A 24,810-nucleotide genomic window follows, 5' to 3' on the forward strand; every position below is an offset into this window, starting at 1 on the left:
CGTCAGATCCCCTCGCCATCATTGAGCCGTGCCGCCTGTCCTCCCAGACCTTTGACGAAGGCGTTGATGCGCGGATTGGTCGACTTGTAGAAGATATGATCAGGCGTGCCCTGGTCAACGATCAGGCCGTTTTCGGTGAACACGATCTTGTCGCTGATTTCCTCGGCGAAGCGCATTTCATGGGTGACGAGAATGCTGGTCATGCCGTCATTGACGAGATCGCGGATGACGGCGAGCACCTCGCCCACGGTTTCCGGGTCCAGCGCCGAGGTGACCTCATCGAACAGCACCAGTTCCGGTCGCATGGCAAGAGCGCGGGCAATCGCCACGCGTTGCTGCTGGCCGCCGGAAAGCTGGCCGGGATAGGCATCCACCTTCTGCGACAGGCGGACTTTTTCCAGCAGTTCGCGAGCATGCCGCTCGGCTTCCGTCTTTGGCGTGCCGAGGATTTTGATCGGCGCGATGGTGATGTTTTCCATGACGGTCAGATGCGGGAAGAGATTGAACTGCTGGAAGACGATGCCGATGCGCTTGCGTAGCGCGATACGCTCCGCTTCGGTCTTTAACAGGTCTACGCGGGTGCCACCGACGGTGATCTTGCCGGATTGCGGGATGAGCAGACCGTTGATGCAGCGCAGGATCGTGGACTTGCCGGAACCGGAAGGACCGATGATGGAAACGGCGTCGCCCTTGTTGACCGTGAGGTCTATGCCTTTCAGGACCTGGTTGTCGCCGAAGGAGAGATGAATTCCTTCAAGTTCGACAAGCGCTTGGGCGGTTTGTGGTGTGGGTGCGGACATGGCTTGTTCCAATCAGCGGGAAGCGAAGCGCCGCTCGAGGCGCTGCGTGAAACGGGAGACGGGATAGCAGAACAGGAAGAATGCCATCAGAACGGTGAGATAGACCACGACGGTGAAATCGTTGCGCTGCACGGCGGTGCTGGCGTCCGTTGCGGCATGCAGCAACTCATGCACGCCAACCAGTGAGGCAAGCGCCGTGCCCATGGTGATCGAGGCATAAAGGTTCATCCATGGCGGCAGCGAACGTTTCACGCATTGCGGCAGGATGATCCAGCGCAGGGTCTGATTGCGTGAAAAGCCAAGACCCTGGGCGGCTTCCCATTGCGCGGTGGGGATGGACTGGATGGCGCCGCGGGTGATTTCGGCGATATGGGCGCTGGCCGGAATGGCAAGCCCGACCACGGCCTTGATCCAGTCCGGAAACGGAATGTAATTGCCGAAGGCGACGATCTCGAAGGGAAAGATGTAGGTCGCGGCAAAGATCAGCACCAGATGCGGGGCGTTGCGGAAGATCTGCACATAGGTGAGCGCCGGTGCGCGCACGAGGCGATAGGGCGCAAGCTCCATGATGCCGAGCAGGACGCCGATGAAGGTGCCGATGGCGATCGCAAGGATGCTGATCAGCACGTTCATGGCGAAACCCTTGGCCAGATAGGGCAGCCATTGCAGCAGCACCTGTCCAAGCGACGGATCGAGGATCAGCCACAGAATGACTGATATCAGCACGCCGAGCAGCAGAATGGTGCCGAAGGGCAACTTTTTTGCCGCCCGCGTTTGAGAAACCACCGCGCTCATTGACCGAACCCCGGAACCGCAAGGCGCCGCTCAAGCCAGAGACCGGCCCTTGCGACGATGAAATTGATGACGCTGAAGAAAAGGAGGATGACGAGCATCAGCTCGACCACATTGTCGCGCTGCGTCCAGATCAGGATCGAGGCATAGGTGATTTCACCGACCGCAATTGCCGAACCGACCGTGGTGAGCTTCACCAGATTGACGAGATTATTGATGATCGAGGGCAGCGCCGTACGGATCGCCAGCGGAAACTCCACGTAACGCAAAATCTCAAAGGAGCTGAAACCGATCGCGCGTGCCGCCTCGATGGTGGTGGCTGGAACCGCCTCGATGCCGCCGCGCAAGGCCTCCGCATGGAAGGCGGCGATATGCAGGCCGGTGATGGCGACGACCCAGAAGAATGGCGTCAGCGGGTTGTTCTGTGCGCCGCCCAGCATGTTGGAAATCAGCATGTTAAGCACGAGGAAACCGCACATCAGCTGCACCAGCGTCGGCGTGTTGCGCGTCAGTTCCACATAGGCGCGCACCGGGCCGGCGAGCCAGACTTTGCCCGATGTCAGCATGGCCGCAAAAATGAAGCCGAAGATAAGGCTGAGCGGCAAAGTGACGACGACGAGGATGAGCGTCATCTTCATGCCGTCAAGCCAGATCTGAACCTCGTAACCGCTGTTCAGAAAATCATAGTTGAGGCCGAGATGCGCGGCGAGTTCAATGAAGCGCGCTGTAAATGAATCCTGCATCGGAAATCCATGCTGTTATCGCGGAACCGCCCGGCGGGCGGCGCCAGAATGGCCTGCCTTGTTATAAAGCAGAAAAGAACGGCAGGCGAAACCGGCCGTTCCTGATGGTCACGGGAAATCACTCCGCCTGTTCGGCATCATCCTCACCCTGCGGTGAGGAGAGGCATGAAACGGATAGACCCTGCGTTTGTCTTATTGTGCGGCGGAAAGCTTCTTCTGCTGCTCTTCCATGTAGCCGATGCTTGGCAGGCGGTTCGCCTTGGCGAATTCGATCATCTTGCCGGAAGCGTGCAGCTCCTTGACGATCTTGTCCAGAGCGGCCTGCGTGTCAGCCTCACCCTTGCGCAGCCAGATCACGGAATCGGAAGGGATGAGGTCGGTGGGGATAAGGATGCCGTAATCCTTCCACTCGTCGGCGCGGTCCTGCAGCATCAGGCTCAGCGTGCCGTTGACGTGAACGGAGACATCACAATTGCCGCCCTTCAGCGCCAGCAGCGATTCCGGCTGGCTCGGCAGAGCCTTAACCTGCGCGCCATACTGCTCGATCAGCGGCTGGGTGTAGTTGGAGCCCTGCGATACGCAGGCAATCTTGCCCTTCAAGTCCGGCCAGTCCTTGATGCCACTGTCCTTGCGGCCGATGGCGGCGCCACCCTGGCGGTCATAGGGGGTCTGCACGTAATCGAGGGTTTTGGCGCGTTCTTCGGTGTACTGCATGTTGGCGATGAGAATGTCGACCTTGCCCTGCTGCAGGAACTGTACGCGGTTGGGCGGGGTCACGGTTTCGGTGACCAGCTCGACGCCGAGGCCGGCAGCCAGCGCCTTGGCGACATCGATGTTGAGGCCCTTCTGCTCCTGCGTCTTCGGATCGATGAAACCGAAAGGCGCACCAGAGAGGATGACACCGACGGTGAGCTTGCCGCGACCCTTGATACGGTCAAGCGTTGCATCCGCATGGGCGGCAGTGGCCATCGAAGCGATGACGACGGTTCCGGCAATGAGTTTTGCGGCAAATCTGGAAAAAGAGAGGGCCATGGGTATTTCCTTTTGATTGTAGATGGAAACTACATGAGGCACCCGCCAAGAGCGAGAATTGGCATTGCGCAAAAAATACTATGAATAAAATCGTGTTCCAATAAAGCTTTGAGGGCGAAAAAATATCCTAATAATTTTAAATCGTAGAATCCTGTTCTGTGTCTGCGTCTGCCGTAAGGGCGCGCAGGACAATCCGGACGCCGTTTGTCGACCGAATGGCCAATGGGAAAACGAACGAATGCCGCTTGTTTCTTCTCCCCGACGGGGAGAAGAAACAAGCGGCACGCCCTGTGCTTATCTCCCGGCGTTATAAGCCGCGATCGCGGCCATGTTGACGATATCGCTGTCCTTCGCACCCATCGAGGTGATCTGCACCGACTTGTCGAGGCCGACGAGCAACGGGCCGATGACGGTTGCGCCGCCCAGTTCCTGCAGCATCTTGGTGGAGATGGAGGCGGAATGGATGGCCGGCATGACCAGAACGTTGGCCGGGCCGGAAAGGCGGGCGAAGGGATATTGGCTCTGCATGCGATGATGGTTCAGCGCCACATCGGCCGACATCTCGCCGTCGACCTCGAAATTGACGTTGCGCCGGTCGAGGATTTTCACCGCCTCGCGCACCTTGTCGGAACGCTCGCCGGTCGGCTGGCCGAAGGTGGAATAGGCAAGCATGGCGACACGCGGTTCGTAACCGAAACGGCGGGCGAGGCCGGCTGCCTCTTCGGCGATATCAGCCAAGTCTTCGGCCGACGGCATGTCATGCACGGCGGTGTCGGCGACGAATACGGTGCGGTTGCGCGAGACAACCAGCGAAACGCCGATGACGCGGTGGCCGGGTTTGGTGTTGATGCAGCGGCGGATATCCTCGAGCGCCGTCGAATAGTTACGGGTAACCCCTGTCACCACGGCATCCGCATCGCCCATCGCCACCATGCAGGCGGCGAAGTGGTTACGGTCATTGTGGATCAGGCGCTGCACATCGCGCAGCAGGAAGCCGCCACGCTGCAGCCGCGCATAGAGATAATCGACATAGGCATCGACGCGGCTGGAGAGGCGGGCATTGGTGATCTCGATATTGGCGCGGTCGAGATCGATGCCGGCACGTTCCGCATTGGCCTTGATGATATCGTCGCGGCCGAGCAGGATGGCGGTGCCAAGACCTTGAGCGGTGAACGAAATCGCCGCGCGCATGACCTGTTCTTCTTCCGCTTCGGCAAAGACCACGCGCTTTGGCGAGCGGCGCACGCGCTCGTAAAGGCGCTGCGTTGTCGAGGCCATCGGGTCGCGGCGGGCGGAAAGCTCGCGGGCATAGGCGTCGAGATCAGGCAATTCGCGCTGGGCGACGCCGGTCTCGATGGCGGCTTTCGCCACGGCCACCGGAATGGCCGAGATCAGACGCGGATCGAACGGAACCGGAATGATATATTGCGGCCCGAAACGCGGGCGGTTGCCCTGATAGGCTGCTGCGACATCATCAGGCACGTCTTCACGGGCAAGATCGGCCAGCGCCTGCGCGGCAGCGATCTTCATCGCGTCGTTGATCTGGCGGGCGCGCACATCGAGCGCGCCGCGGAAGATATAGGGGAAGCCGAGGACGTTGTTGACCTGGTTGGGATAATCCGAACGCCCGGTCGCCATGATGGCGTCGTCGCGGATGCGTGAGACTTCTTCCGGCGTGATTTCCGGGTCCGGATTGGCCATGGCGAAGATGATCGGCTTCGGCGCCATGGAGCGGATCATGTCTTCGCTGAAAGCGCCCTTCTGCGACAGGCCGAAGACGACATCTGCACCCTTCATCGCTTCCGCCAGCGTGCGATCATTGGTTTTCACCGCATGGGCGGATTTCCACTGGTTCATGCCTTCGGTGCGGCCCTGATAGATCACGCCCTTGGTATCACAAAGCGTGATGTTTTCGGGGTTGAAGCCCATGGCCTTGATGAGGTCCATGCAGGCGATGGCAGCAGCGCCCGCGCCATTGCAGACCAGCTTCGTGGTCTTGAAATCGCGGCCGGTCAGCTCAATGGCGTTGATGAGGCCGGCGGCGGCGATGATGGCGGTGCCGTGCTGGTCGTCATGGAAAACGGGAATATCCATCAATTCGCGCAGGCGGCTTTCGATGATGAAACATTCCGGCGCCTTGATGTCTTCCAGATTGATGCCGCCGAAGGATGGGCCGAGGTAACGCACGCAATTGATGAATTCATCGGCATCTTCGGTATCGACCTCGAGGTCGATGGAATCGACATCGGCGAAGCGCTTGAAGAGGACCGATTTGCCTTCCATGACCGGCTTGGAGGCGAGCGCGCCGAGATTGCCGAGACCGAGGATCGCGGTGCCGTTGGAGATGACCGCCACCATGTTGCCGCGTGTTGTGTAATCGTAAGCCGTTGCCGGATTTTCGGCGATGGCTTTCACCGGAACAGCCACGCCCGGCGAATAGGCGAGCGACAGATCCCGCTGCGTCGCCATCGGCTTGGTCGGGGTGATTTCCAGTTTCCCCGGTCTGCCCTCAGAGTGAAAATCCAGGGCTTCCTGATCCGTAACCGATGTTCTGGTGCTGGCGGTTTTTGGCGTATCGGACATGGGCTGTGTGCGCTTTCCTGTCGTTATCAGTATAAAAATATTCGTTGTTGTTATGGTATTTTTTGCACGCCTGCCAAGCCTTGAATGTTGTTCAGTGCAGCAAATTTAAGCGTGATGAAATTTGCGGCCGATTCAATCGATTAAGTCAATATTCTTCGCCTGGCGCGGAATCTGCAGGTTCGGTGAATCAGTGCTCCCGCTGCCGATGGGGCTTTTCATTTTCCGCGATATTTTCGTGCCGGATCGGATGGAACCTCACAAGCGACCTTGCGTTAGCGGAAGGGATCCGCAGGCAATACACATGCCCTCCAGCTGCCCCCGCCATCTATTCACCAAGCTTTCACAGGGCGAATTTATGAGCTTGCGCTTGTGTGCCCGTGAACCGATGATGGCAGCATTGGCAAATATGTATATTGTCCGGCGCGCCGGGAAATTTTTTAGAGTTGGAAAGGTTTTATTGTGAAGGAACACTCTCGAAAGATCACGCCGGTTCTTCTTGCTGGCGGTGCTGGTTCGCGGCTCTGGCCTGTTTCTCGTGACCAGCTGCCCAAGCAGTTCCAGCCGCTGGTCGGCAATCTTTCGACCTATCAACAGACGTTGATGCGGGTGGGCGACAAGGGGCTTTATGCCGAGCCGCTGGTGATCACCAATGAGGATTTCCGTTTCTTCGCCCGCCGTCAGGCCGAAGAGATCGATCTGCCGGCAACCGTGGTGCTGGAGCCCGCCCGCCGCGACAGCGCCGCCGCCATGGCTGCCGCCGCCGTGCTGGCCGAGCGCCGTGAGCCAGGATGCCTGGTACTGGCGCTTGCCGCCGACCACGTGGTGCTCGATGCCGACAAGTTTTCCGATGCCGTGAAACTCGGCGCAAAAGCTGCCGATCAGGGCAATATCGTCGTCTTCGGTCTGGTGCCGACCGAGCCGCGCACTTCCTATGGTTATATCAAGCCAGGTGAGGCGATCGACGGTGAGGCCGATCTCAGCACCGTCGATGCCTTCGTGGAAAAGCCTGACATGAAGACGGCGATTTCCTATCTGGAAAAAGGGTATCTCTGGAATTCCGGCAACTTCCTGTTCCGCTCCGACGTGATGATCGCCGAACTCAAGGCCTTCGCGCCGGAGATTCTTTCGGCAGTGACACAGGCGGTCGAACAATATGAAAGCGACCTTGGCTTCGTGCGCCTGCATCAGCAAAGCTTCGAGGCTTCGCCGAAAAACTCCATCGATTATGCGGTGATTGAAAAAACCAAACGCATGGCGGTTGTGCATGGCCATTTCCGCTGGTCGGATATCGGCAGCTGGGACGCGATCTGGGAAATTGCCGACAAGCGCGGCAATGACAATGCGCTCGAGGGCGATGGCGTGTTCATCGATTCCGAGGGCTGCCTCATTCACTCCACGCAATTGCTGACGACGGTGGTGGGCGCCAAGGATCTGGTGGTGGTGGCCACCAAGGATGCAGTTCTGGTGGTGCCGAAAAACCGGGTGCAGGATGTGAAGGGGCTGGTGGAGACGCTGAAGGACGGCGACCATGCGCCGCAGACGCAGGCGCACAAACGCGTTTATCGTCCCTGGGGTTATATCGAACACATGTATGTGGACGAGCGCTATCGGGTCGGTCATATCACGGTCGATCCCGGCCACCGCATCTCGTTCCAGAAACATTATCATCGCTCGGAACACTGGATCGTCGTCAAGGGAACGGCGACGGTGACGATTGGCGAAGAAACCAAGCTGCTGACGGAAAACCAGTCGGTTTATATCCCGATCGGTCAGCCGCACCGGCTGGCCAATGAGGGGCAGATCCCGCTTGAACTGGTTGAAATCCAGACCGGAGCCTATATCGGCGAGGACGATGTCATCCGCATCGAGGATGACTACAAGCGGCAATAATATTGCCGGCCGTATGAAATCCGTATGATCGAAGGCGAGCCGGAGTGCTGTCCGGCTCGCCTTTTCCCGTTCACGATGCCAGTGCGTTCACGCAATGGGCAAAGGCATGGGAAAACATCGCTGCCTCCAGTCCCCGGCGCCAGAACAGCCACCCGAACAACAGGCCGGGTGCGAAATTGGTGAGCAGGATCGCGGCGATCAGTGCCGGTTGCGGCTGGGCGGCGATCGCGAACAGAAGCGGCAGATGACCGGCGGCGAAGAGGGCGGCTGCCATGATGACAGCGGCCCACAAAATCGACGGACGGACTTCTCCCTTGCCTGTCAGACGCCAGAGTACCCAAGCGAAAAACGACATCAGGCCCCATCGGGTCAGCAACTCTTCCGTGATGCCGCCGTAAAGAATTCGGGTCGTCAACGGAACGGGAAAAGCTGTCATCTTTGCCATGGTGGCCGCATCCGTCACCAATGGCAGGATTACCCGCGCATAGGCGATCATCAGGAGGCCGACGGTAAGCCCGGTGAGCAGCGCGACTGGTAACTGTCTTTGCAGCACGATGCGGTGGTTATTTCCCCGCAGCAACGCGTCGATCAACGGTGTACCGAGCCCGACCTTTGCCGCAAAAGCCTGACCGACCGCAACGGCAGCAACGGTCAGTATCGTCGGTTGCACAAGTATCAGCCCGCGCATCATGTGTGAAAGCTGCTCTCCCGGCACAAGCTGCGCGAAACTTGCCAGCCATAGCGAGGCGACCCCCGCCAGGCCGATGATCAAAAGAATGTGCCAGTTTTTCATTTTCGCTTTGCCCATTGATCCGCGGACCCGGTATCGATGTGGGAGACGGCCACAGCCTCAGACTTTAAAGAGCCAGCATTGCCAGTAAGTTACGCGATGAGATGAGGATTTCCCCACCGCTAGCCGGCACGGTTTCCCGGCCTGTAAAAGCCCCGAAATGACCCTGAATAGATTCGTATTTTAGGCGGTTGCCTAATCAAAAATCTTCGCATACGTTCCAACTGCAACGTTTCAGTGAGGGAGGAGACTCATGCGAATGCGTGTTATTTCTGCGGCCTTTTTGGCCAGTGTCATGATTCCGGCGGGCATGGCCGGGGCTACCGATCTTGAGGTGACCCATTGGTGGACATCGGGCGGCGAAGCCGCAGCGGTGGCCGAGCTTGCCAAGGCTTTCGATGCGACCGGCAATAAATGGGTGGATGGCGCAATTGCCGGTTCGGGCGGTACGGCCCGTCCGATCATGATCAGCCGCATCACCGGCGGTGACCCGATGGGCGCCACCCAGTTCAACCACGGCCGGCAAGCGGAAGAGCTGGTGCAGGCCGGCCTGATGCGCGACCTTTCCGATGTTGCCGAAAAGGGCAATTGGAAAGAGGTCATCAAGCCCGCAAGCCTGCTCGATAGCTGCACCATTGATGGCAAGATCTATTGCGCACCGGTCAACATTCATTCCTGGCAATGGCTGTGGCTTTCCAATGAAGCCTTCAAGAAGGCGGGCGTTGAGGTTCCAAAGAACTGGACGGAATTTGTTGCAGCCGCACCGGCGCTGAAAAAGGCCGGTATCCAGCCGCTCGCCCTGGGCGGACAGGCATGGCAGGCCAACGGCCTGTTCGACACGCTGACGCTTTCGATTGGCGGCAAGGATCTCTACCAGAAAGTCTATGGCGACAAGGATGCCGAAGCGGCAGCCGGGCCTGATATGGCAAAGATTTTTGCGGCGGCCGTCGAGGCGCGTGACATGGCCAAGGGCACCAATGTTCAGGACTGGAACCAGGCGACCAACCTGGTCATAACCGGCAAGGCCGGCGGCCAGATCATGGGTGACTGGGCGCAGGGTGAATTCCAGCTGGCCAATCAGAAGGCCGGTACGGATTACTCCTGCCTGCCGGGTCTTGGTCTCAATGACTACATCACCACCGGTGGTGACGCCTTTTATTTCCCGGTCCTGAAGGACGAGGCGAAAACCAAGGCGCAGGACGTGCTGGCTGAAACCATCGTCGATCCGAAAACGCAGGTCGCCTTCAACCTGAAGAAAGGCTCGCTGCCGATCCGCGGCGACGTCGATCTCAACGCCGCCAATGACTGCATGAAGAAGGGGCTGGCAATTCTGGCCAAGGGCAATGCGCTCACCAGCACCGACCAGCTGATTTCTGCCGATACGCAGAAACAGAAGGAAGACCTGATGGCCGAATTCTTCGCTGGCTCGATGTCGGCGGCAGATGGCCAGAAGCGCTTCGCGGACCTCATCGGTTCCGCTGACTGATTGTGATCTCTCCGGGTTGGGGAGCGGTTCGCCGCTCCCCGCTCCAACGTCCGGTCCGTGCGATAATCACCAGTGCGGGCAGAGGTTTCATGCGGTAAGGCTTTTGCCTGACCGTTTACTGTAACGTTACAGGAGGAGGTAACATGGCAGGTCAAACGCGCTCCAGGCGTCCAAATCAGCTTTTTCGCAATCTCAATTCCAAGATTGCCTCCATTCCCATGATCTTGACCGCCATGGTGATCTTCCTCGGCGGCACGGTCTGGACGGTGATTTATTCCTTCACCAATTCCAAGCTTCTGCCACGGGCGAGCTTCATCGGTTTTGATCAGTATGAGCGGCTCTGGGCAGCACCACGCTGGATCGTTTCCATCCAGAATCTGGCGATCTATGGCATTTTGTCTTTGATCTTCAGTCTCGTCATCGGCTTCGTGCTGGCGGCGCTGATGGACCAGAAAATCCGGTTCGAAAACACCTTCCGCACCATTTTCCTTTATCCCTTTGCACTGTCCTTCATCGTTACCGGCCTTGTCTGGCAATGGCTGTTGAACCCGGAATTCGGCATCCAGTCCGTGGTCCGCTCGATGGGCTGGGAAAGCTTCACCTTCGATCCGCTCTATAATTCGCAGATTGTCATCTACGGCATCCTGATTGCGGCGCTCTGGCAGGGCACTGGGCTCGTCATGTGCCTGATGCTGGCGGGTCTTCGCGGCATAGACGAGGATATCTGGAAGGCGACGCGCGTTGACGGCATTCCGATGTGGAAGACGTATATTCTCATCATCATTCCTATGATGCGGCCCGTCTTCATCACCACCCTCGTCATCATCGCCAGCGGCATTGTCAAGGTCTACGATCTCGTCGTGGCGCAGACGAGCGGCGGGCCGGGCATCGCATCTGAAGTGCCGGCGAAATATGTCTATGACTACATGTTTCAGGCGCAGAACCTGGGGCAGGGCTTTGCCGCCTCGACCATGATGCTTCTGACTGTCGCGATCATCGTCATTCCATGGGCCTACCTCGAATTCGGAGGCAAGAAGCGTGGCTAATATCAGCACATTAAATACGGTCGTGGCCGCCACCGATGCGGTTGCCAAAGACCTTTCCGGCCCGCGCGGCAGGAAGCCGAGGAAAACCTTTTCCCGCCGCAACATCATTCTTTACGGCACGTTGTTTGTGGCCGCCGCCTATTACCTGCTGCCGCTTTACGTGATGGTCGTCACCTCGCTGAAGGGCATGCCGGAAATCCGGCTCGGCAATATTTTCGCACCGCCGGTGGAAATCACTTTCGAACCCTGGGTCAAAGCCTGGGCGAATGCCTGCACGGGCCTGAACTGCGACGGACTTTCGCGCGGCTTCTGGAACTCGGTGCGCATTCTCGTTCCTTCCGTAGTCATTTCGATCGTCGTTGCTTCCGTCAGCGGCTACGCCATGGCCAACTGGAAGTTCAAGGGGTCGGAGCTGTTCTTCTCCATCCTCATCATCGGCGCTTTCATCCCCTATCAGGTGATGATCTATCCGATTGTCATCGTACTGCGGGAAATGGGTGTTTATGGCACGCTGACCGGTCTCGTCATCGTGCACACCATCTTCGGCATGCCGATCCTGACGCTGCTGTTCCGCAATTATTTCGCCTCTTTGCCGGAAGAATTGTTCAAGGCGGCGCGCATTGATGGCGCCAATTTCTGGCAGATCTATTTCCGCATCATGCTGCCCATGTCGCTGCCGATCTTCGTTGTCGCGATGATCCTGCAGGTGACCGGCATCTGGAACGACTTCCTGTTCGGCGTGGTGTTCACGCGGCCGGAATATTACCCGATGACGGTGCAGCTCAATAATATCGTCAACTCCGTGCAGGGCGTGAAGGAATACAACGTCAACATGGCCGCAACCCTTCTGACGGGTGCCGTGCCGCTGATCGTTTATTTCGTCTCCGGCAGGCTTTTCGTCCGCGGCATTGCCGCAGGCGCAGTAAAAGGTTGAGCTATATGAACAAAAGCGTTTCCATCCGCGATCTATCCCTGTCCTTCGGTGCCGTCACCGTACTGAAGGACCTCAATCTCGATATTTACGACGGCGAATTCCTCGTCCTGCTCGGCTCTTCCGGCTGCGGCAAGTCGACCCTTCTTAATTGCATCGCCGGCCTTCTAGAGCCAACCGACGGGCAGATATTCATCAAGGACCGCAACGTCACCTGGGAGGAGCCGAAGGATCGCGGCATCGGCATGGTGTTCCAGTCCTATGCGCTTTATCCGCAGATGACGGTGGAGAAGAACCTGTCCTTCGGCCTTCAGGTCGCCAAGGTGCCGAAAGAGGAAATCGAGCGGCGCGTCAAAAGAGCGGCCGGCATATTGCAGATCGAGCCGCTGCTGAAACGCAAGCCGGCCGAGCTTTCCGGTGGCCAGCGCCAGCGCGTGGCGATTGGCCGGGCGCTGGTGCGCGATGTTGACGTGTTCCTGTTCGACGAACCGCTCTCCAATCTCGATGCCAAGCTGCGCTCGGAACTGCGTGTGGAAATCAAGCGGCTGCACCAGTCGCTGAAGAACACCATGATCTATGTGACGCATGACCAGATCGAGGCGCTGACGCTGGCCGACCGCATCGCCATCATGAAAAGCGGCGTCATCCAGCAGCTTGCCGATCCCGTCACCATCTACAACAAGCCGAAGAACCTCTTCGTTGCCGGCTTCATCGGTTCGCCCTCAATGAATTTCCTGCGCGGCGAGCTGATCGAAAAGGACGGCAAGGTGGCCTTCGCCACCAACGGCGTCACCTTTTCGCTGGACGGTTATCAGCCGGAAGCACCGCTCACCGCGGGCCGCGCCGTGGTTCTCGGCGTTCGCCCCGAACATGTGCGTGTCGATGCCGATATCGTCGGTGGCGAGGTGCATGAGGCGATCGTCGATATCGAGGAGCCGATGGGTGCCGACAATCTGATCTGGCTGAAACATGCCGGCCACACCATGTCGGTGCGCGTCGGCGGTCACCGGCGGTTTTCGCCCGGCACCAAGGTTCGCCTCGGCCTCGACCTGACCATGGCCTCGTTGTTCGACGCCGGGAGCGAGGATCGGCTTTAAGCGCGCGGTTATTCCCCCCCACACACAATCCCAAGACCAACATCTCTATGGAGGAGACAATGACAGAACTCGGTTTCCAGCTTTACAGCGCCCGCAATTTCCAGCCTTTTTCCAACATTCTGAAGAAGCTTTCGGCGGCGGGTTACAAACAGGTCGAAGGTTATGGCGCCATGTACGCCTCGCTGGATGATGCCGGTTTGAAGGACTTGCGCGCCGAACTTGATGCCAATGGCCTTTCCATGCCAACAGGCCATTTCGGCCTTGACCTTCTGGAAGGCGATCCGAAAAAGGCGCTCAATATTGCCAAGGTTCTGGGTGTGGAGGCGATCTATTGCCCGTACCTGATGCCCGACCAGCGCCCGGCGGATGCCGCAGGCTGGTTCGCCTTCGGCAAGCGGCTGCAGGAAGCCGGCAAACCCTTCGTCGATGCCGGGCTGACCTTCGGCTGGCATAACCACGATTTTGAGTTCAAGGCGCTTGCCGATGGTTCCACCCCGCAGGAGCAGATATTTGCCGGCGGACCGGACCTGAAATGGGAAGCGGATATCGCCTGGATTATCAGGGGCAATGCCGATCCGCTCGCCTGGATAGAAAGCTACGGCAAGCGCATCACCGCCGTGCACGTAAAGGATATCGCCCCATCTGGGGAAAACACGGATGAGGACGGCTGGGCGGATGTCGGCCATGGCACGGTGGACTGGAAGGGCCTTGTCGCGGCGCTGAAGGCCAAATCCGCCACGAAACATTTCGTGGTCGAACACGACAATCCAAAAGACATCGACCGGCTGATCACCCGCTCGATCGCCTCGTTCAAAACCTACTAAGTCTCACATTTCGGAGTTTCATCATGGCCAGAGATCTTGGCGTCGGCATCATTGGATGCGGCAATATCTCGTCTGCATATTTTTCGCTGGCACCGCTCTTCAAGGGCATCAAGGTGCTCGCCTGCGCCGACCTCAACCGCAACGCGGCGGAGCTGAGGGCGGAAGAATTCGGTGTCGTCGCGCAGTCCATCGAGGAACTGCTCGCCAACCCTGAAGTCGACGTGGTGGTGAACCTCACCATTCCCGCCGCGCATTTTCCGGTGTCGAAAGCGGCGCTCGAGGCAGGCAAACACGTCTATTCGGAAAAGCCGCTGGTGCTCTCGCTGGAGGAAGGCGAAGAACTGCGGCGCATCGCCCGCGAAAAGAAGCTTTCCGTCGGCTGCGCGCCGGATACCTTCCTCGGTGGTGCGCATCAGCTTGCCCGACAATATATCGATGACGGCAAGGTTGGCCGCATCACCTCAGGCACCTGCCATGTGATGAGCCCCGGCATGGAGATGTGGCATCCCAATCCGGGCTTCTTCTTCCTGAAGGGCGGCGGGCCGATCCTCGATCTCGGCCCCTATTACGTTGCCAACCTCATCAACCTCATCGGCCCGGTCAAACGTGTGGGAGCGCTGACGACGATGGCGAACCCCACCCGCACGGTGACCAGCCAGCCGATGAATGGCGAGATCATTCCGGTGGAAACGCCGACCAATATCCACGCGCTCTTGGAATTCGTGAACGGCGCGACGATCACGCTTTCGGCCAGCTGGGACGTGTGGTCGCACCGCCACGCCAATATGGAGCTTTACGGCACGGAAGGCTCGATCTACGTGCCGGACCCGAACTTCTTCGGCGGAGTGGTGGAGGCCAGCGGCCGCGACAAGAACATCCAGCCGCTGGAAGACTGGACGCATCCCTTTGGTGTTGCCAATCAGGAAAGCCCGAACGGCCCGCGCGCCAATTACCGCACCGCCGGCCTTGCCGATATGGCGATTGCCATCCTTGAAGGTCGTGACGCCCGCTGCTCGCTCGACCGCTCATTGCACGGCATCGATGTGATGACCTCGATCCTGAAGTCTGGCGAAGAAGGCCGCTTCATCGAGATGACGACGACCTGCACCCAGCCGGCCGCACTCGGCATTGAAGAGGCACAGGCGCTGCTGCGCTGACATTTACATTGTCTGAAAAGCGGCGAAGGTGACTTCGCCGCTTTTCGTGTTTTCGCCACAGCCCTTCACAAATCCCGCGCTTTGCTTTAAAGCCGCGCCGTATCCGGTCGCAGCCCACCCGGTCAAAACAAGGGATCCAAAATTATGAAAACCATCGTCATCTGCTCCGGCGGATTGGACTCCGTTTCGCTTGCGCATAAAATCGCGGCGGAACATGAACTTCTCGCTCTCGTCTCCTTCGATTATGGCCAGCGCCACAGGAAGGAACTGGATTTTGCCGCCGATTGTGCCAGACGGCTCGGCGTGCCGCATCATATCATCGATATCAGAACCATCGGGGCGCATCTCACCGGTTCGGCGCTTACCGACGATATCGACGTGCCTGATGGCCATTATGCGGAGGAGACCATGCGCTCCACCGTGGTGCCGAACCGCAATGCCATCATGCTCACCATCGCTTTTGGACTGGCTGCTGCACAGCAGGCGGATGCTGTGGCGATTGCCGTGCATGGCGGCGATCACTTCATCTATCCCGACTGCCGGCCGGGCTTCATCGACAGCTTCAATGCCATGCAGGCGCATGCGCTGGAAGGTTATGCCGATGTCACCCTGTTTGCGCCCTATGTCACGGTTTCCAAGGCGGCAATCGTTACCGATGCGGTGAAATACGGCACGCCGTTTGGCGAAACATGGTCCTGTTACAAGGGTGGTCTCACCCATTGCGGTCGTTGCGGCACCTGCGTGGAGCGGCGCGAGGCTTTTCATCTGGCCGGTGTTACCGATCCGACCGATTATGAGGATCCGGACTTCTGGGTAGCGGCCACCCATGCCTTTGCGGCACAGGAGGTGCGCTGATGTTCCGCATTACCAAGGAATTTCACTTTTCCGCCTCGCATCAGCTGAAAAGTCTGCCGTCCGATCACCAGTGCAACCGTCTGCACGGCCATAATTATATCGTTGAGGTCGAATTATCGGGCGAAGCCCTGAATGAGCACGGTTTCGTGCGCGACTATCACGAGCTTTCGCCGCTAAAGCGTTATATCGACGATCATTTCGACCATCGCCACCTGAACGACGTTCTCGGCCATGACCGGGTGACGGCGGAATATCTGGCGAAGCATTTCTACGACTGGTGCAAGGATCGCCTGCCGGAAACCAGTGCGGTTCGGGTGAGCGAAACCGCCAAGACCTGGGCGGAATACCGGCCATGACGGTGGCTGCACACAAGATTGCAGCCAAGGAAACCACAATCCGCATCAGCGAAATCTTCGGCCCGACCATTCAGGGTGAGGGTTTGCTGATCGGTCTGCCAACGGTTTTTGTGCGCACGGGCGGCTGCGATTACCGCTGCTCCTGGTGCGATACGCTGCATGCGGTCGATAGCGACTACCGCGACACGTGGAAACCGCTGTCGGTCGAGGTGATCTGGCAGGAGGTACGGCGGCTTTCGGGCGGCGTTCCGCTCACGGTATCGCTCTCCGGCGGCAACCCCGCCATCCAGCCGCTCGGGCCTTTGATCGCCAGGGGGCACGGTGAGGGGTATCGCTTCGCGCTGGAAACGCAGGGCAGCATCGCGAAAGACTGGTTTGCCGATCTTGACCATCTGGTTTTAAGCCCCAAGCCGCCATCAAGCGGCATGGAAACGGACTGGCAGGCTTTCGAGGACTGTCTTGCCGCCGCCGGCGAGGGGCCGCAGGTGGCGCTGAAGATCGTGGTCTTCGATGATGTGGATTATGCCTATGCCAAGGCGGCATCCGCGCGTTTCCCGCATTTGCCCGTCTATCTGCAGCCCGGTAACCACACTCCACCGCCGCCGGATGATGACGATGCGCGTGTGGATATCGACGGGGTGATGGACCGGATGTTGTGGCTGGTGGACAAGGTCAGCGAAGACCGCTGGTTTTCGGCGCGGGTGCTGCCGCAGCTGCATGTGCTGTTGTGGGGGAACAAGCGCGGGGTTTGAGGCGGCGCGGAAAGGTAAAATCTCGCGCCCATGAGACGCGATCGGTTGCCGCTTGTTTCTTCTCCCCGAGGGGGAGAAGGTCGCGGCAGCGGGATGAGGGGGCAAGCTTGCCGAAATCCGGGGACGTTGCCCCCCTCATCCGACCCTTCGGGCCACCTTCTCCCCCTCGGGGAGAAGAAACATGCGGCAACGTTTTGCCGCATGTTGTTCTTTCATATCAAGCCGAAACAGCCACCTCACGCCGTTCCCGATCGGCGATGATCGATAGATCGAGCACCTTCTGCAGATTGGCGGCATGGCGGAAGTCCGGATCGGCGGGGCCGCCTTCCATGACCGCCTTGGCGAATTTTTCGTAGTTCGTCGCCACCGGCTCCACATCGATCGTCTTCCAGATTGCCTTTTCCACATCCTCGCCGATGCAGGCACGCAGGCTGGAATAGTCGGGCGTATGGATGACTTCCAGCGCACCCTTGTCGCCATGGATGCGCAGGCGGAGCTCGTTCAAGTGCCCCGTCGCCCAGCGGCTGGCATGGATGACGCCCATGGCGCCGTTTTCCAGTTCGGCGGTCATGGTGAAGCTGTCATTGGCGTCGAGGTCGTAGACGCCAATTTTATTGCCTTCATATTTGTCGAAGGTCTTCAGCCGCGTGAAGATGCGTTCCACATCGCTGCCCGCGCCATAGGAGGCGAAGTCGAGAATGTGGATGCCGACATCACCCAGCACGCCGTTGGAGCCATGCTTGGTGGAAAGCCGCCACAGCCACTTGCTCTCCGTCATCCAGTCGCCCCAGGCCTTGGAAACCAGCCAGCTCTGGAGATAGGAGGCTTCCAGATGCCGCACCTTGCCGATCTTGCCTGCCAGCACCATCTCGCGCGCCGCCTGCAAGGGGGCGACGTTGCGATAGGTTAAGTTGACCATGGCGACGAGGCCGGCTTTTTCGGCGGCATCGGCCATTTCGGCGGCCTTGGCGTAGTTTTCCGCCAGCGGCTTTTCGCAGAAGACATGCTTGCCAGCTGCCAGCAGCTTCAGGCTGGTGGGGTGGTGGATGGCGTCCGGCGTGACATTGGCTGCCGCGTCGAATTCACCCCAGGCAATGGCGTCATCCAGCGAGGTGAAGGAGAGCGGGATGTTGTGGCGGAGCGCAAAGCCGCGCACCACCACATCGTCCACATCCACCGCCGCGACCAGTTCGACGCCGGGGATTTGCGAGAAATAGGTGGCATGGTTGTTGGCCATGCCGCCGGTTCCGAGAATGAGAAGTCTCATGGCTTTTTACCTGTAACCTGCTTCGCCTGCCTTGTGCAGCTTGGGGCCGCGTTCTTCGATCGGCTCCAGCGCCTTGTCGACGGGAACATTGGGGGCATCGTGAATGCTCTTCAGTGCGCCAACCGGATTATAGGCCCATTTCACCGAGTTGCTGATGACCTTCTGGACATTGGCATCGTGATAGGTCGGATAGGTCTCGTGGCCGGGGCGGAAATAGAAGATATTGCCGGCGCCGCGACGCCAGGTGAGGCCGGAACGGAAGACTTCGCCGCCCTGGAACCAGGAGATGAACACGGTTTCCAGCGGCTCCGGCACGGAGAACTGCTCGCCGTACATTTCTTCGTTTTCCAGCTCGAAATGCTCAGGCAGACCGGCGGCAATCGGGTGGCGCGGATTGATGGTCCACAGACGCTCGCGTTCGCCCGCCTCACGCCATTTCAGCGCGCAGGGTGTGCCCATCAGCCGCTTGAACGGCTTGGAGAAGTGGCCGGAATGCAGGACGATGAGGCCCATGCCTTCCCAGACGCGTTTGGCTACGCGCTCGACGATCTCGTCCTGCACCGCGCCATGGTCCTTGTGACCCCACCAGACCAGCACATCGGTCTTGTCGAGGCGCTCCTGCGACAGGCCATGTTCCGGCTCCTGCAGCGTGGCGGTGGTGGCATTGATCTCGGGGTTCTGGTTGAGCGCATCGGCGATGGTGTTGTGCATGCCGTTTGGATAGATCGAACGCACCGTCTCATTGATGTGTTCGTGGATATTTTCGCCCCATACAACGGTGTTGATGGTCATTTTCATGCTCCTCGGTGAAAGCCGGGACCTTGGGTGGTCCCGGCGAAAGTTGAAATTTCAGGCAGCACCCCGGGCGGGGTTGCGGGCAAGCGCCCGGCCTTCGGCGTCAAAACGATGGATCTGCGTCGCATCCGCCACGAGGGCGATACGCTCGCCCGCCTTACGGTCGGTCACGCCTTCTTCGCGAACGACGACGGGTTCACCGGCACCGATCTCGACATAGATGTAGCTGTCCGACCCGAGCATTTCCGAATGCACGATCTCGCCGCTCCAGCCGCTGCCGTCGGTGGTGATGGTGATGTGCTCCGGGCGGATGCCGATGGTTTTTGCGCCTTCCGTCTCGGCATATTTGCCTGACAGGAAGTTCATCTTCGGCGAGCCAATGAAGCCGGCGACGAAGGTGTTGACCGGACTTTCGTAGAGTTCCAGCGGCGTGCCGATCTGCTCGACACGGCCGTCACGCAGCACGCAGATGCGGTCGGCGAGCGTCATGGCCTCGACCTGATCGTGGGTAACGTAGATCATCGTCGTGTCATGCATCGAGCGGTGCAGCTTGGCGATTTCCAGACGCGTGGCAACGCGCAATGCCGCATCAAGGTTGGAAAGCGGCTCATCGAACAGAAACACCTTCGGATCGCGCACGATGGCACGGCCGATGGCGACACGTTGGCGCTGGCCGCCGGAAAGCTGCTTTGGCAGACGTTCCAGATAGGGCGTGAGCTGCAGCATCTCGGCTGCCGCTTCGACGCGCTTCTTGCGCTGTTCCTTGTCCGCGCCTGATAGCTTCATGCCGAAGGCCATGTTTTCGAACACGGTCATATGCGGATAAAGCGCATAGGACTGGAAGACCATGGCGACGCCGCGCTTGGCGGGCGGCAGGCGGTTCACCGTCTCGCCATCGAAGGAGAGCGTGCCGCCGGAAATTTCCTCCAGCCCGCAGATGAGGCGCAGAAGCGTGGACTTGCCGCAGCCGGAAGGGCCGACGAAGACCATGAACTCGCCGGAGCGGATGTCCATGTCGATGCCCTTGATGACATCGAAGGCGCCGAAGGATTTGCGAAGATCGCGCAGTTGAATGGTGGTCATGATGTTTCTCCTAGCCTTTGACGCCGCCGGCGGTGAGGCCGGAGATGATGCGTCGCTGGAAGATCAGAACGAGGACGACGAGCGGGGCGGTGACGATGACGGAGGCCGCCATGATCGTTCCCCAGGGTATTTCGAACTGCGAGCCGCCCGACAGGAGCGCGATGGCGACAGGCACCGTGCGCTGCTCGTTCGATGAGGTGAAGGTGAGCGCGAAGAGGAATTCGTTCCACGCTGCGATGAAGGCGAGAAGCCCTGTGGTGACGAGCGCCGGCCACATCAGCGGCATGAACACCTGGGTGATGATGACCCAGGGCGTCGCACCATCGACGATCGCCGCTTCCTCGATCTCGATCGGCAGGTCGCGCATGAAGGTTGTCAGCACCCAGACCGTGAAGGGCAGGGTGAAGATCATGTAGGAAAAGATCAGCGCCAGCGGCGTGTTGAAGATGCCCGCCCAGCGGATCAGTTCGAACAGGCCGGCGAGAACGGCGATCTGCGGAAACATCGAAACCGACAGGATGGTGAGCAGCAGCAGCGCGCGGCCACGGAAGCGGACGCGGGCGAGAGCATAGGACGCCGTTACCGCAAGGAACAGCGAGAGTATGACGACGGAAGATGCGACAAACAGCGAATTGCCGAGATTGCGCAGGAAAGTGCCGTTGCCGATGACGAAGCTGTAATTGGTCAGCGAGAAGTCACGCGGCCAGTAATTGACCTGGAACAGCGCCGAGCCGGATTTCAGGCTCGTCAGGATCGCGTAATAAAACGGGAATACCGAAATCACCATGATGATGGCGACAAGCGCATAGAAGGCGGTGGTTTTCAGGATGCTTGGCAGGGTCATCGCGCGGCTCCATCGGTGTTGACGCGCCCGAGCCACATGTAGATGACCGTGATCGAGGCGATGATGAGGAACAGCATGGTTGAGGCGGCGGCGCCATAGGAGAACTTGTCGAAATCGAACAGGTTCTCGCGTGCCAGCACCGACATGGTGCGGGTCTGGGCATTATTCGGCGTCAGGATGTAGATGAGGTCGAATACGCGCATCGCATCCAGCATGCGGAAGATGACGGCGACCATGAGTGCGGGTCGGATCATCGGCAGGGTGACGCGGAAGAACACCTTGACCGGATGAATGCCATCCACCTTGGCCGCCTCATACATGTCCTTCGGCACCATCTGCAGGCCGGCAAGGATGAGCAGCGCCATGAAGGGCGTCGTCTTCCAGATGTCGACGATCAGCACGGCCACCATCGCGGTTTCAGGATTGGCGGTCCAGGCGATCTTGCTGGAGATCAGCCCGAGATTGAGGAACAGGTCGTTCAAGATGCCGAACTGGTCGTTCAGCATCCACGCCCACATCTGCGCCGAGACGATGGTCGGAATGGCCCAGGGCACGAGAATGGCGGCGCGCACGAGGCCTCGTCCCTTGAATTCGGCATTCAGCACCAGCGCGACGATGAGGCCGAGTATCGTTTCGAGGCTGACGGAGACGACGGTGAATTTCAGCGTATTGAGAACCGCGCCCCACCATGCGGGATCGGCAAGCAAGCCGCGATAAATGGTGCGGCCGCTGCTGAGCGTGATCCAGGTAAGGTAGTTCTTGAGGCCGACGAACTGCGCACCCTCGAGATTGGTGAGCGAAGCGTCGGTGAGGCTGAACCAGACGGTGCGCACCAGCGGCCAGCCCGCCACCAGCGCCAGCACCAGAAATGTGGGGGCAAGAAACAGCCAGGCGGATTTCAGACGTTCCGACTGCAGATCGGAGCCGGTGCCGGCTGCCGCGACCGGTCTTTGAAGGGCGATGTCGTTCATGGGGATATCTCGCGGTTGGGGCGCGGGAAACGATCAGGCCAGACCATCTCCCGCGCGGGCCGGATTACCAGCCGTTGCCTTTGAGATCGGTCAGTTCAACCTCGAGAAGTTCGAGATTTTCCGCCGCCGTGCCGTTGCCGGAGAGCGTGTTGTGCACGGCGCCCCAGAACTTGGCCGAAACCTCGTTATATTTCACCTTGGCCGAGGCGGAAGGACGCGGAACAGCGGTCTCGAAGATCGGCTTCCATGTCGGCATGAAGGGCTGTGCTTCGGCGACATCCTTGTCATCGTAGAGCGAAGCGATCGTCGGCATGTTGGAAAGCTGGATTGCGCGCAGCTTCTGGGTGTCCTTTGATGCCAGGAATTTCACGAGCTGAATGGCGGCTTCCTGGTCGTCGGAATATTTCGAAACGGCAAGGTTCCAGCCGCCAAGTGTGGAGGCAGGCGCCGAACCTTCTTCGCCTGCCGGCAGCGGCGTGACGCCAAATTTGTCCTTGATGGCGCTGTCGGCGCCGTTTCCAAGCGCATAGGCATAGGGCCAGTTGCGCATGAAGACGGAATTGCCGGTCTGCCAGACGCCGCGCGCTTCCTCTTCCTTGTAGGCGAGCACGCCCTGCGGCGCGATGGTGCCGACCCAGCCCTTGGCTGTTTCGATGGCGGCTGCAGCCTTCTCGTTATTGATGGAGATATCGCCGTTGCTTTCGACGATATGGCCGCCGCCGGCCGATGCGATCCATTCCAGCGCGTTGCAGGTCAGGCCTTCATAGGCGCTGCCCTGGAAAACGAAGCCCCAGAGGTCCTTCTGTCCGCCCGCGCGTTCCTTGTCCTGAATTTCCTTGGCGGTCTCGCTCAGTTCCTTCCAGGTTTTCGGCGGCTGCTTGCCGTATTTTTCCAGAAGGTCCTTGCGGTAGAACAGCGCCGGCGCGTCGGTGAACATCGGCATGGCGACGAGCTTGCCGTCAACCGTCTGCGACGCGACGATGGAGGGGAAATGATCACCGATGACATCCTTGGTCGCTGCAGTCAGATCCACGAATTGCTCGGCCAGCTGCGGCGCCCAGATCACGTCCGTCTGGTAGACGTCGACATCCTTGTTGCCGGCGGCAAGCCACAGCCGGTACTGGCTGAACTGCTCGCTGGAAGACGACGGCATAGTGACGAGATTGACCTTGTGGCCGGTTTCTTTCTCGAAGGCGGCGATGCGTTCGCGGAAGAACGCGACGTTCTTGCCGGTCGAATTGGCGGCGATGGAAAGTTCAGCCGCCTGCGCGGAAACAGCGGCAGAAAACGCCACTCCGCACAGGAACAAAGTCTTCATGGAAATATTCATTGTCAAACTCCTCCGTTGACGCTCCCGATTATCCTCAAAATTGAAAGCGCTTTTGACCGACGGAAAGCTCGCAAAAGCTAGACAATCTGTCAATACTCTTTCTAATTGAGCGAAAATTGGGGATTTTCGTCTGGAATTTTTCGGCTTTGCCTTTCAGGAAAACCAACTGTAAGGTTTCAGGTGGGAGAAAATTGAAATCGTTTTCAATTTTTGTCGGCTTGAAAAATCCGCAGCGGCGACGCATGCAGGGGCAAATTGGCAAAAAACATGAAGCTCAAGGAATTCGCAGAGAAGGTCGGGCTGTCGCCCACCACCGTCAGCCGGGCGCTTGGCGGCTACCCCGAGGTGCGCGAGGAAACGCGGCAGCGGGTGATGGAGGCTGCGCTGAAATACGGCTACCGGCCCAATGCCAACGCGGTCAGGCTGGCAACCGGCAGGGCGGGTGCCATTGGTGTTGTCATGGGCCGTTCAGGCGGCGGGCATTTCTTCTCGGAGTTCATGGGTGGAATGGCGACCCGGCTGGAAGGGGAAGAGACCGACATCCTCGTCAGCGTCACTGTCGACAATGATCTTGACGAGGAACTGGCGATTTTCAGCCGACTTGCGTCGAGCGGAAGGGTGGATGGCATCATCGTGCATTCACCGCGCCCGGAGGATGAGCGCATTGCGCTGCTCAACAGGCTGGGTGTGCCGTTCATCGTGCATGGCCGCTCGAAGACACCGTTCGAACATGCCTGGCTCGATATCGACAATCATGATGTGACCTATCGTCCGACGATCCATTTTCTGGAGCGTGGGCACAGGCGGATTGCTCTCATCAACGGTCCGGTCGGCCGTACTTTCGTGCAGGATCGGGAACAGGGTTTTCGCGATGCGCTGGCGACCCACGGCATCACGCCGGATCCGCGTTTCATGATCAGCGAGCATTTCAGCGAGGAGACGGCGTTTCGCTTCGCCCGCTCGCTTCTGGAGCAGACGCCGCGCCCGACGGCCTTCGTTGCGGGTGCGATGATGACGGCGCAGGGTGTGTATCGTGCGGCAACCCAGATGGGGCTGACGATCGGCAAGGACGTCTCCGTCATCGCCCATGATGACGTGTTTCCCTATCTCACCCCGGGAAGCATGCTGCCGCCGCTTTCCACCACCCGTTCTCCCATGCGTATGGCCGGCATGCGGGTGACCGACCTGCTTTTGCAGATCATCGGCGGCAGGCCGGTGCGCGAAGTGCAGGAATTGTGGCCGGTGGAGCTGATCCTACGGGAGTCGGTCGGGCCTGCCTGAACTTGTCGGTATAGCTCACTGATTCCACTCCATTTTGTGAACGTCAGTTGATAGCGTTCGCCTTTCGTCATCTATACGGCGGCGACATCTCATGTATAATCGAAG

Annotated in this window: 23 protein-coding genes; 11 read left to right on the top strand and 12 right to left on the bottom strand. The window is 59.2% G+C overall.

What is annotated here, in order from left to right; genetic code table 11:
• Positions 1–2 precede the first annotated feature (2 nt).
• From QSV77_RS16980 to QSV77_RS17000, 5 genes are all read right to left on the bottom strand, one after another.
• Entirely contained in the window at positions 3–800 is a 798-nt protein-coding gene (locus tag QSV77_RS16980; RefSeq protein WP_302734383.1) for an amino acid ABC transporter ATP-binding protein, read from the bottom strand.
• Positions 801–812: 12 nt separating this feature from the next.
• Entirely contained in the window at positions 813–1,595 is a 783-nt protein-coding gene (locus QSV77_RS16985) for an amino acid ABC transporter permease (RefSeq protein WP_142842661.1), read from the bottom strand.
• Entirely contained in the window at positions 1,592–2,335 is a 744-nt protein-coding gene (locus QSV77_RS16990) for an amino acid ABC transporter permease (protein ID WP_302734384.1), read from the bottom strand. Before QSV77_RS16990 ends, QSV77_RS16985 begins: the two co-directional genes overlap by 4 nt.
• Before the next feature lie 192 nt (positions 2,336–2,527).
• The gene (locus tag QSV77_RS16995) at positions 2,528–3,367 is read right to left on the bottom strand and encodes a transporter substrate-binding domain-containing protein (protein ID WP_302734385.1); all 840 of its coding nucleotides are present in this window, start codon (positions 3,365–3,367) and stop codon (positions 2,528–2,530) included.
• A 294-nt stretch (positions 3,368–3,661) separates the two neighbouring features.
• Positions 3,662–5,950: an NADP-dependent malic enzyme gene (locus QSV77_RS17000; protein WP_142842664.1), complete on the bottom strand. Its 2,289-nt coding sequence runs from the start codon at positions 5,948–5,950 to the stop codon at positions 3,662–3,664.
• Positions 5,951–6,409: 459 nt separating this feature from the next.
• Between QSV77_RS17000 and QSV77_RS17005 the strand changes: the two genes are divergently transcribed.
• Complete coding sequence (locus QSV77_RS17005; protein ID WP_302734386.1) at positions 6,410–7,840, top strand: mannose-1-phosphate guanylyltransferase/mannose-6-phosphate isomerase; 1,431 nt, start codon at positions 6,410–6,412, stop codon at positions 7,838–7,840.
• A 70-nt stretch (positions 7,841–7,910) separates the two neighbouring features.
• On the opposite strand, the gene QSV77_RS17010 is transcribed toward QSV77_RS17005, so the two are convergent.
• Positions 7,911–8,633, bottom strand: a complete 723-nt coding sequence (locus tag QSV77_RS17010; protein WP_302734387.1) for a CPBP family intramembrane glutamic endopeptidase — start codon at positions 8,631–8,633, stop codon at positions 7,911–7,913.
• Positions 8,634–8,883: 250 nt separating this feature from the next.
• Between QSV77_RS17010 and QSV77_RS17015 the strand changes: the two genes are divergently transcribed.
• From QSV77_RS17015 to queE, 9 genes are all read left to right on the top strand, one after another.
• Positions 8,884–10,116, top strand: a complete 1,233-nt coding sequence (locus QSV77_RS17015) for an ABC transporter substrate-binding protein (RefSeq protein ID WP_142842666.1) — start codon at positions 8,884–8,886, stop codon at positions 10,114–10,116.
• 143 nt (positions 10,117–10,259) lie between these two features.
• Positions 10,260–11,162 (top strand): carbohydrate ABC transporter permease, encoded by a 903-nt coding sequence (locus QSV77_RS17020; protein WP_142842667.1) that lies wholly within the window; start codon positions 10,260–10,262, stop codon positions 11,160–11,162.
• Positions 11,155–12,096, top strand: a complete 942-nt coding sequence (locus QSV77_RS17025; RefSeq protein ID WP_003525110.1) for a carbohydrate ABC transporter permease — start codon at positions 11,155–11,157, stop codon at positions 12,094–12,096. Before QSV77_RS17020 ends, QSV77_RS17025 begins: the two co-directional genes overlap by 8 nt.
• Positions 12,097–12,101: 5 nt before the next feature.
• On the top strand, positions 12,102–13,190 hold the full coding sequence (locus QSV77_RS17030) for an ABC transporter ATP-binding protein (protein ID WP_142842669.1): 1,089 nt from the start codon (positions 12,102–12,104) through the stop codon (positions 13,188–13,190).
• A gap of 59 nt (positions 13,191–13,249) precedes the next feature.
• Entirely contained in the window at positions 13,250–14,014 is a 765-nt protein-coding gene (locus tag QSV77_RS17035; protein WP_302734388.1) for a sugar phosphate isomerase/epimerase, read from the top strand.
• 23 nt (positions 14,015–14,037) lie between these two features.
• The gene (locus QSV77_RS17040) at positions 14,038–15,171 is read left to right on the top strand and encodes a Gfo/Idh/MocA family protein (RefSeq protein ID WP_302734389.1); all 1,134 of its coding nucleotides are present in this window, start codon (positions 14,038–14,040) and stop codon (positions 15,169–15,171) included.
• Between the two features lie 144 nt (positions 15,172–15,315).
• Positions 15,316–16,026, top strand: a complete 711-nt coding sequence (queC, locus tag QSV77_RS17045) for a 7-cyano-7-deazaguanine synthase QueC (RefSeq protein ID WP_302734390.1) — start codon at positions 15,316–15,318, stop codon at positions 16,024–16,026.
• The gene (queD, locus tag QSV77_RS17050; RefSeq protein WP_065117574.1) at positions 16,026–16,382 is read left to right on the top strand and encodes a 6-carboxytetrahydropterin synthase QueD; all 357 of its coding nucleotides are present in this window, start codon (positions 16,026–16,028) and stop codon (positions 16,380–16,382) included. The genes queC and queD overlap by 1 nt, the downstream gene beginning before the upstream one ends.
• Positions 16,379–17,134 carry a 7-carboxy-7-deazaguanine synthase QueE gene (gene queE, locus QSV77_RS17055; protein ID WP_302734391.1) on the top strand — a complete coding sequence of 252 codons (756 nt, stop codon included), beginning with the start codon at positions 16,379–16,381 and terminating at the stop codon, positions 17,132–17,134. The genes queD and queE overlap by 4 nt, the downstream gene beginning before the upstream one ends.
• Positions 17,135–17,351: 217 nt before the next feature.
• On the opposite strand, the gene QSV77_RS17060 is transcribed toward queE, so the two are convergent.
• The 6 genes from QSV77_RS17060 to QSV77_RS17085 form a co-directional block, all read right to left on the bottom strand.
• Entirely contained in the window at positions 17,352–18,401 is a 1,050-nt protein-coding gene (locus tag QSV77_RS17060) for a Gfo/Idh/MocA family protein (RefSeq protein WP_302734393.1), read from the bottom strand.
• Between the two features lie 6 nt (positions 18,402–18,407).
• Entirely contained in the window at positions 18,408–19,193 is a 786-nt protein-coding gene (locus QSV77_RS17065; RefSeq protein ID WP_046801358.1) for a ThuA domain-containing protein, read from the bottom strand.
• Positions 19,194–19,250: 57 nt separating this feature from the next.
• A complete protein-coding gene (locus QSV77_RS17070) occupies positions 19,251–20,279 on the bottom strand; it encodes an ABC transporter ATP-binding protein (protein ID WP_142842676.1) in 1,029 nt (342 codons plus the stop codon).
• Positions 20,280–20,289: 10 nt separating this feature from the next.
• A complete protein-coding gene (locus QSV77_RS17075) occupies positions 20,290–21,123 on the bottom strand; it encodes a carbohydrate ABC transporter permease (protein WP_003523786.1) in 834 nt (277 codons plus the stop codon).
• Positions 21,120–22,094 (bottom strand): carbohydrate ABC transporter permease, encoded by a 975-nt coding sequence (locus tag QSV77_RS17080; RefSeq protein ID WP_174057790.1) that lies wholly within the window; start codon positions 22,092–22,094, stop codon positions 21,120–21,122. The genes QSV77_RS17075 and QSV77_RS17080 overlap by 4 nt, the downstream gene beginning before the upstream one ends.
• 64 nt (positions 22,095–22,158) lie before the next feature.
• Positions 22,159–23,424 (bottom strand): ABC transporter substrate-binding protein, encoded by a 1,266-nt coding sequence (locus QSV77_RS17085; RefSeq protein WP_269699396.1) that lies wholly within the window; start codon positions 23,422–23,424, stop codon positions 22,159–22,161.
• Positions 23,425–23,691: 267 nt separating this feature from the next.
• On the opposite strand from QSV77_RS17085, the gene QSV77_RS17090 reads away from it, so the two are divergent.
• The gene (locus QSV77_RS17090; protein ID WP_269699397.1) at positions 23,692–24,705 is read left to right on the top strand and encodes a substrate-binding domain-containing protein; all 1,014 of its coding nucleotides are present in this window, start codon (positions 23,692–23,694) and stop codon (positions 24,703–24,705) included.
• Positions 24,706–24,810 lie beyond the last annotated feature (105 nt).

It is taken from the genome of Agrobacterium sp. V1, assembly GCF_030518355.1.
GTDB lineage: Bacteria > Pseudomonadota > Alphaproteobacteria > Rhizobiales > Rhizobiaceae > Agrobacterium > Agrobacterium cucumeris.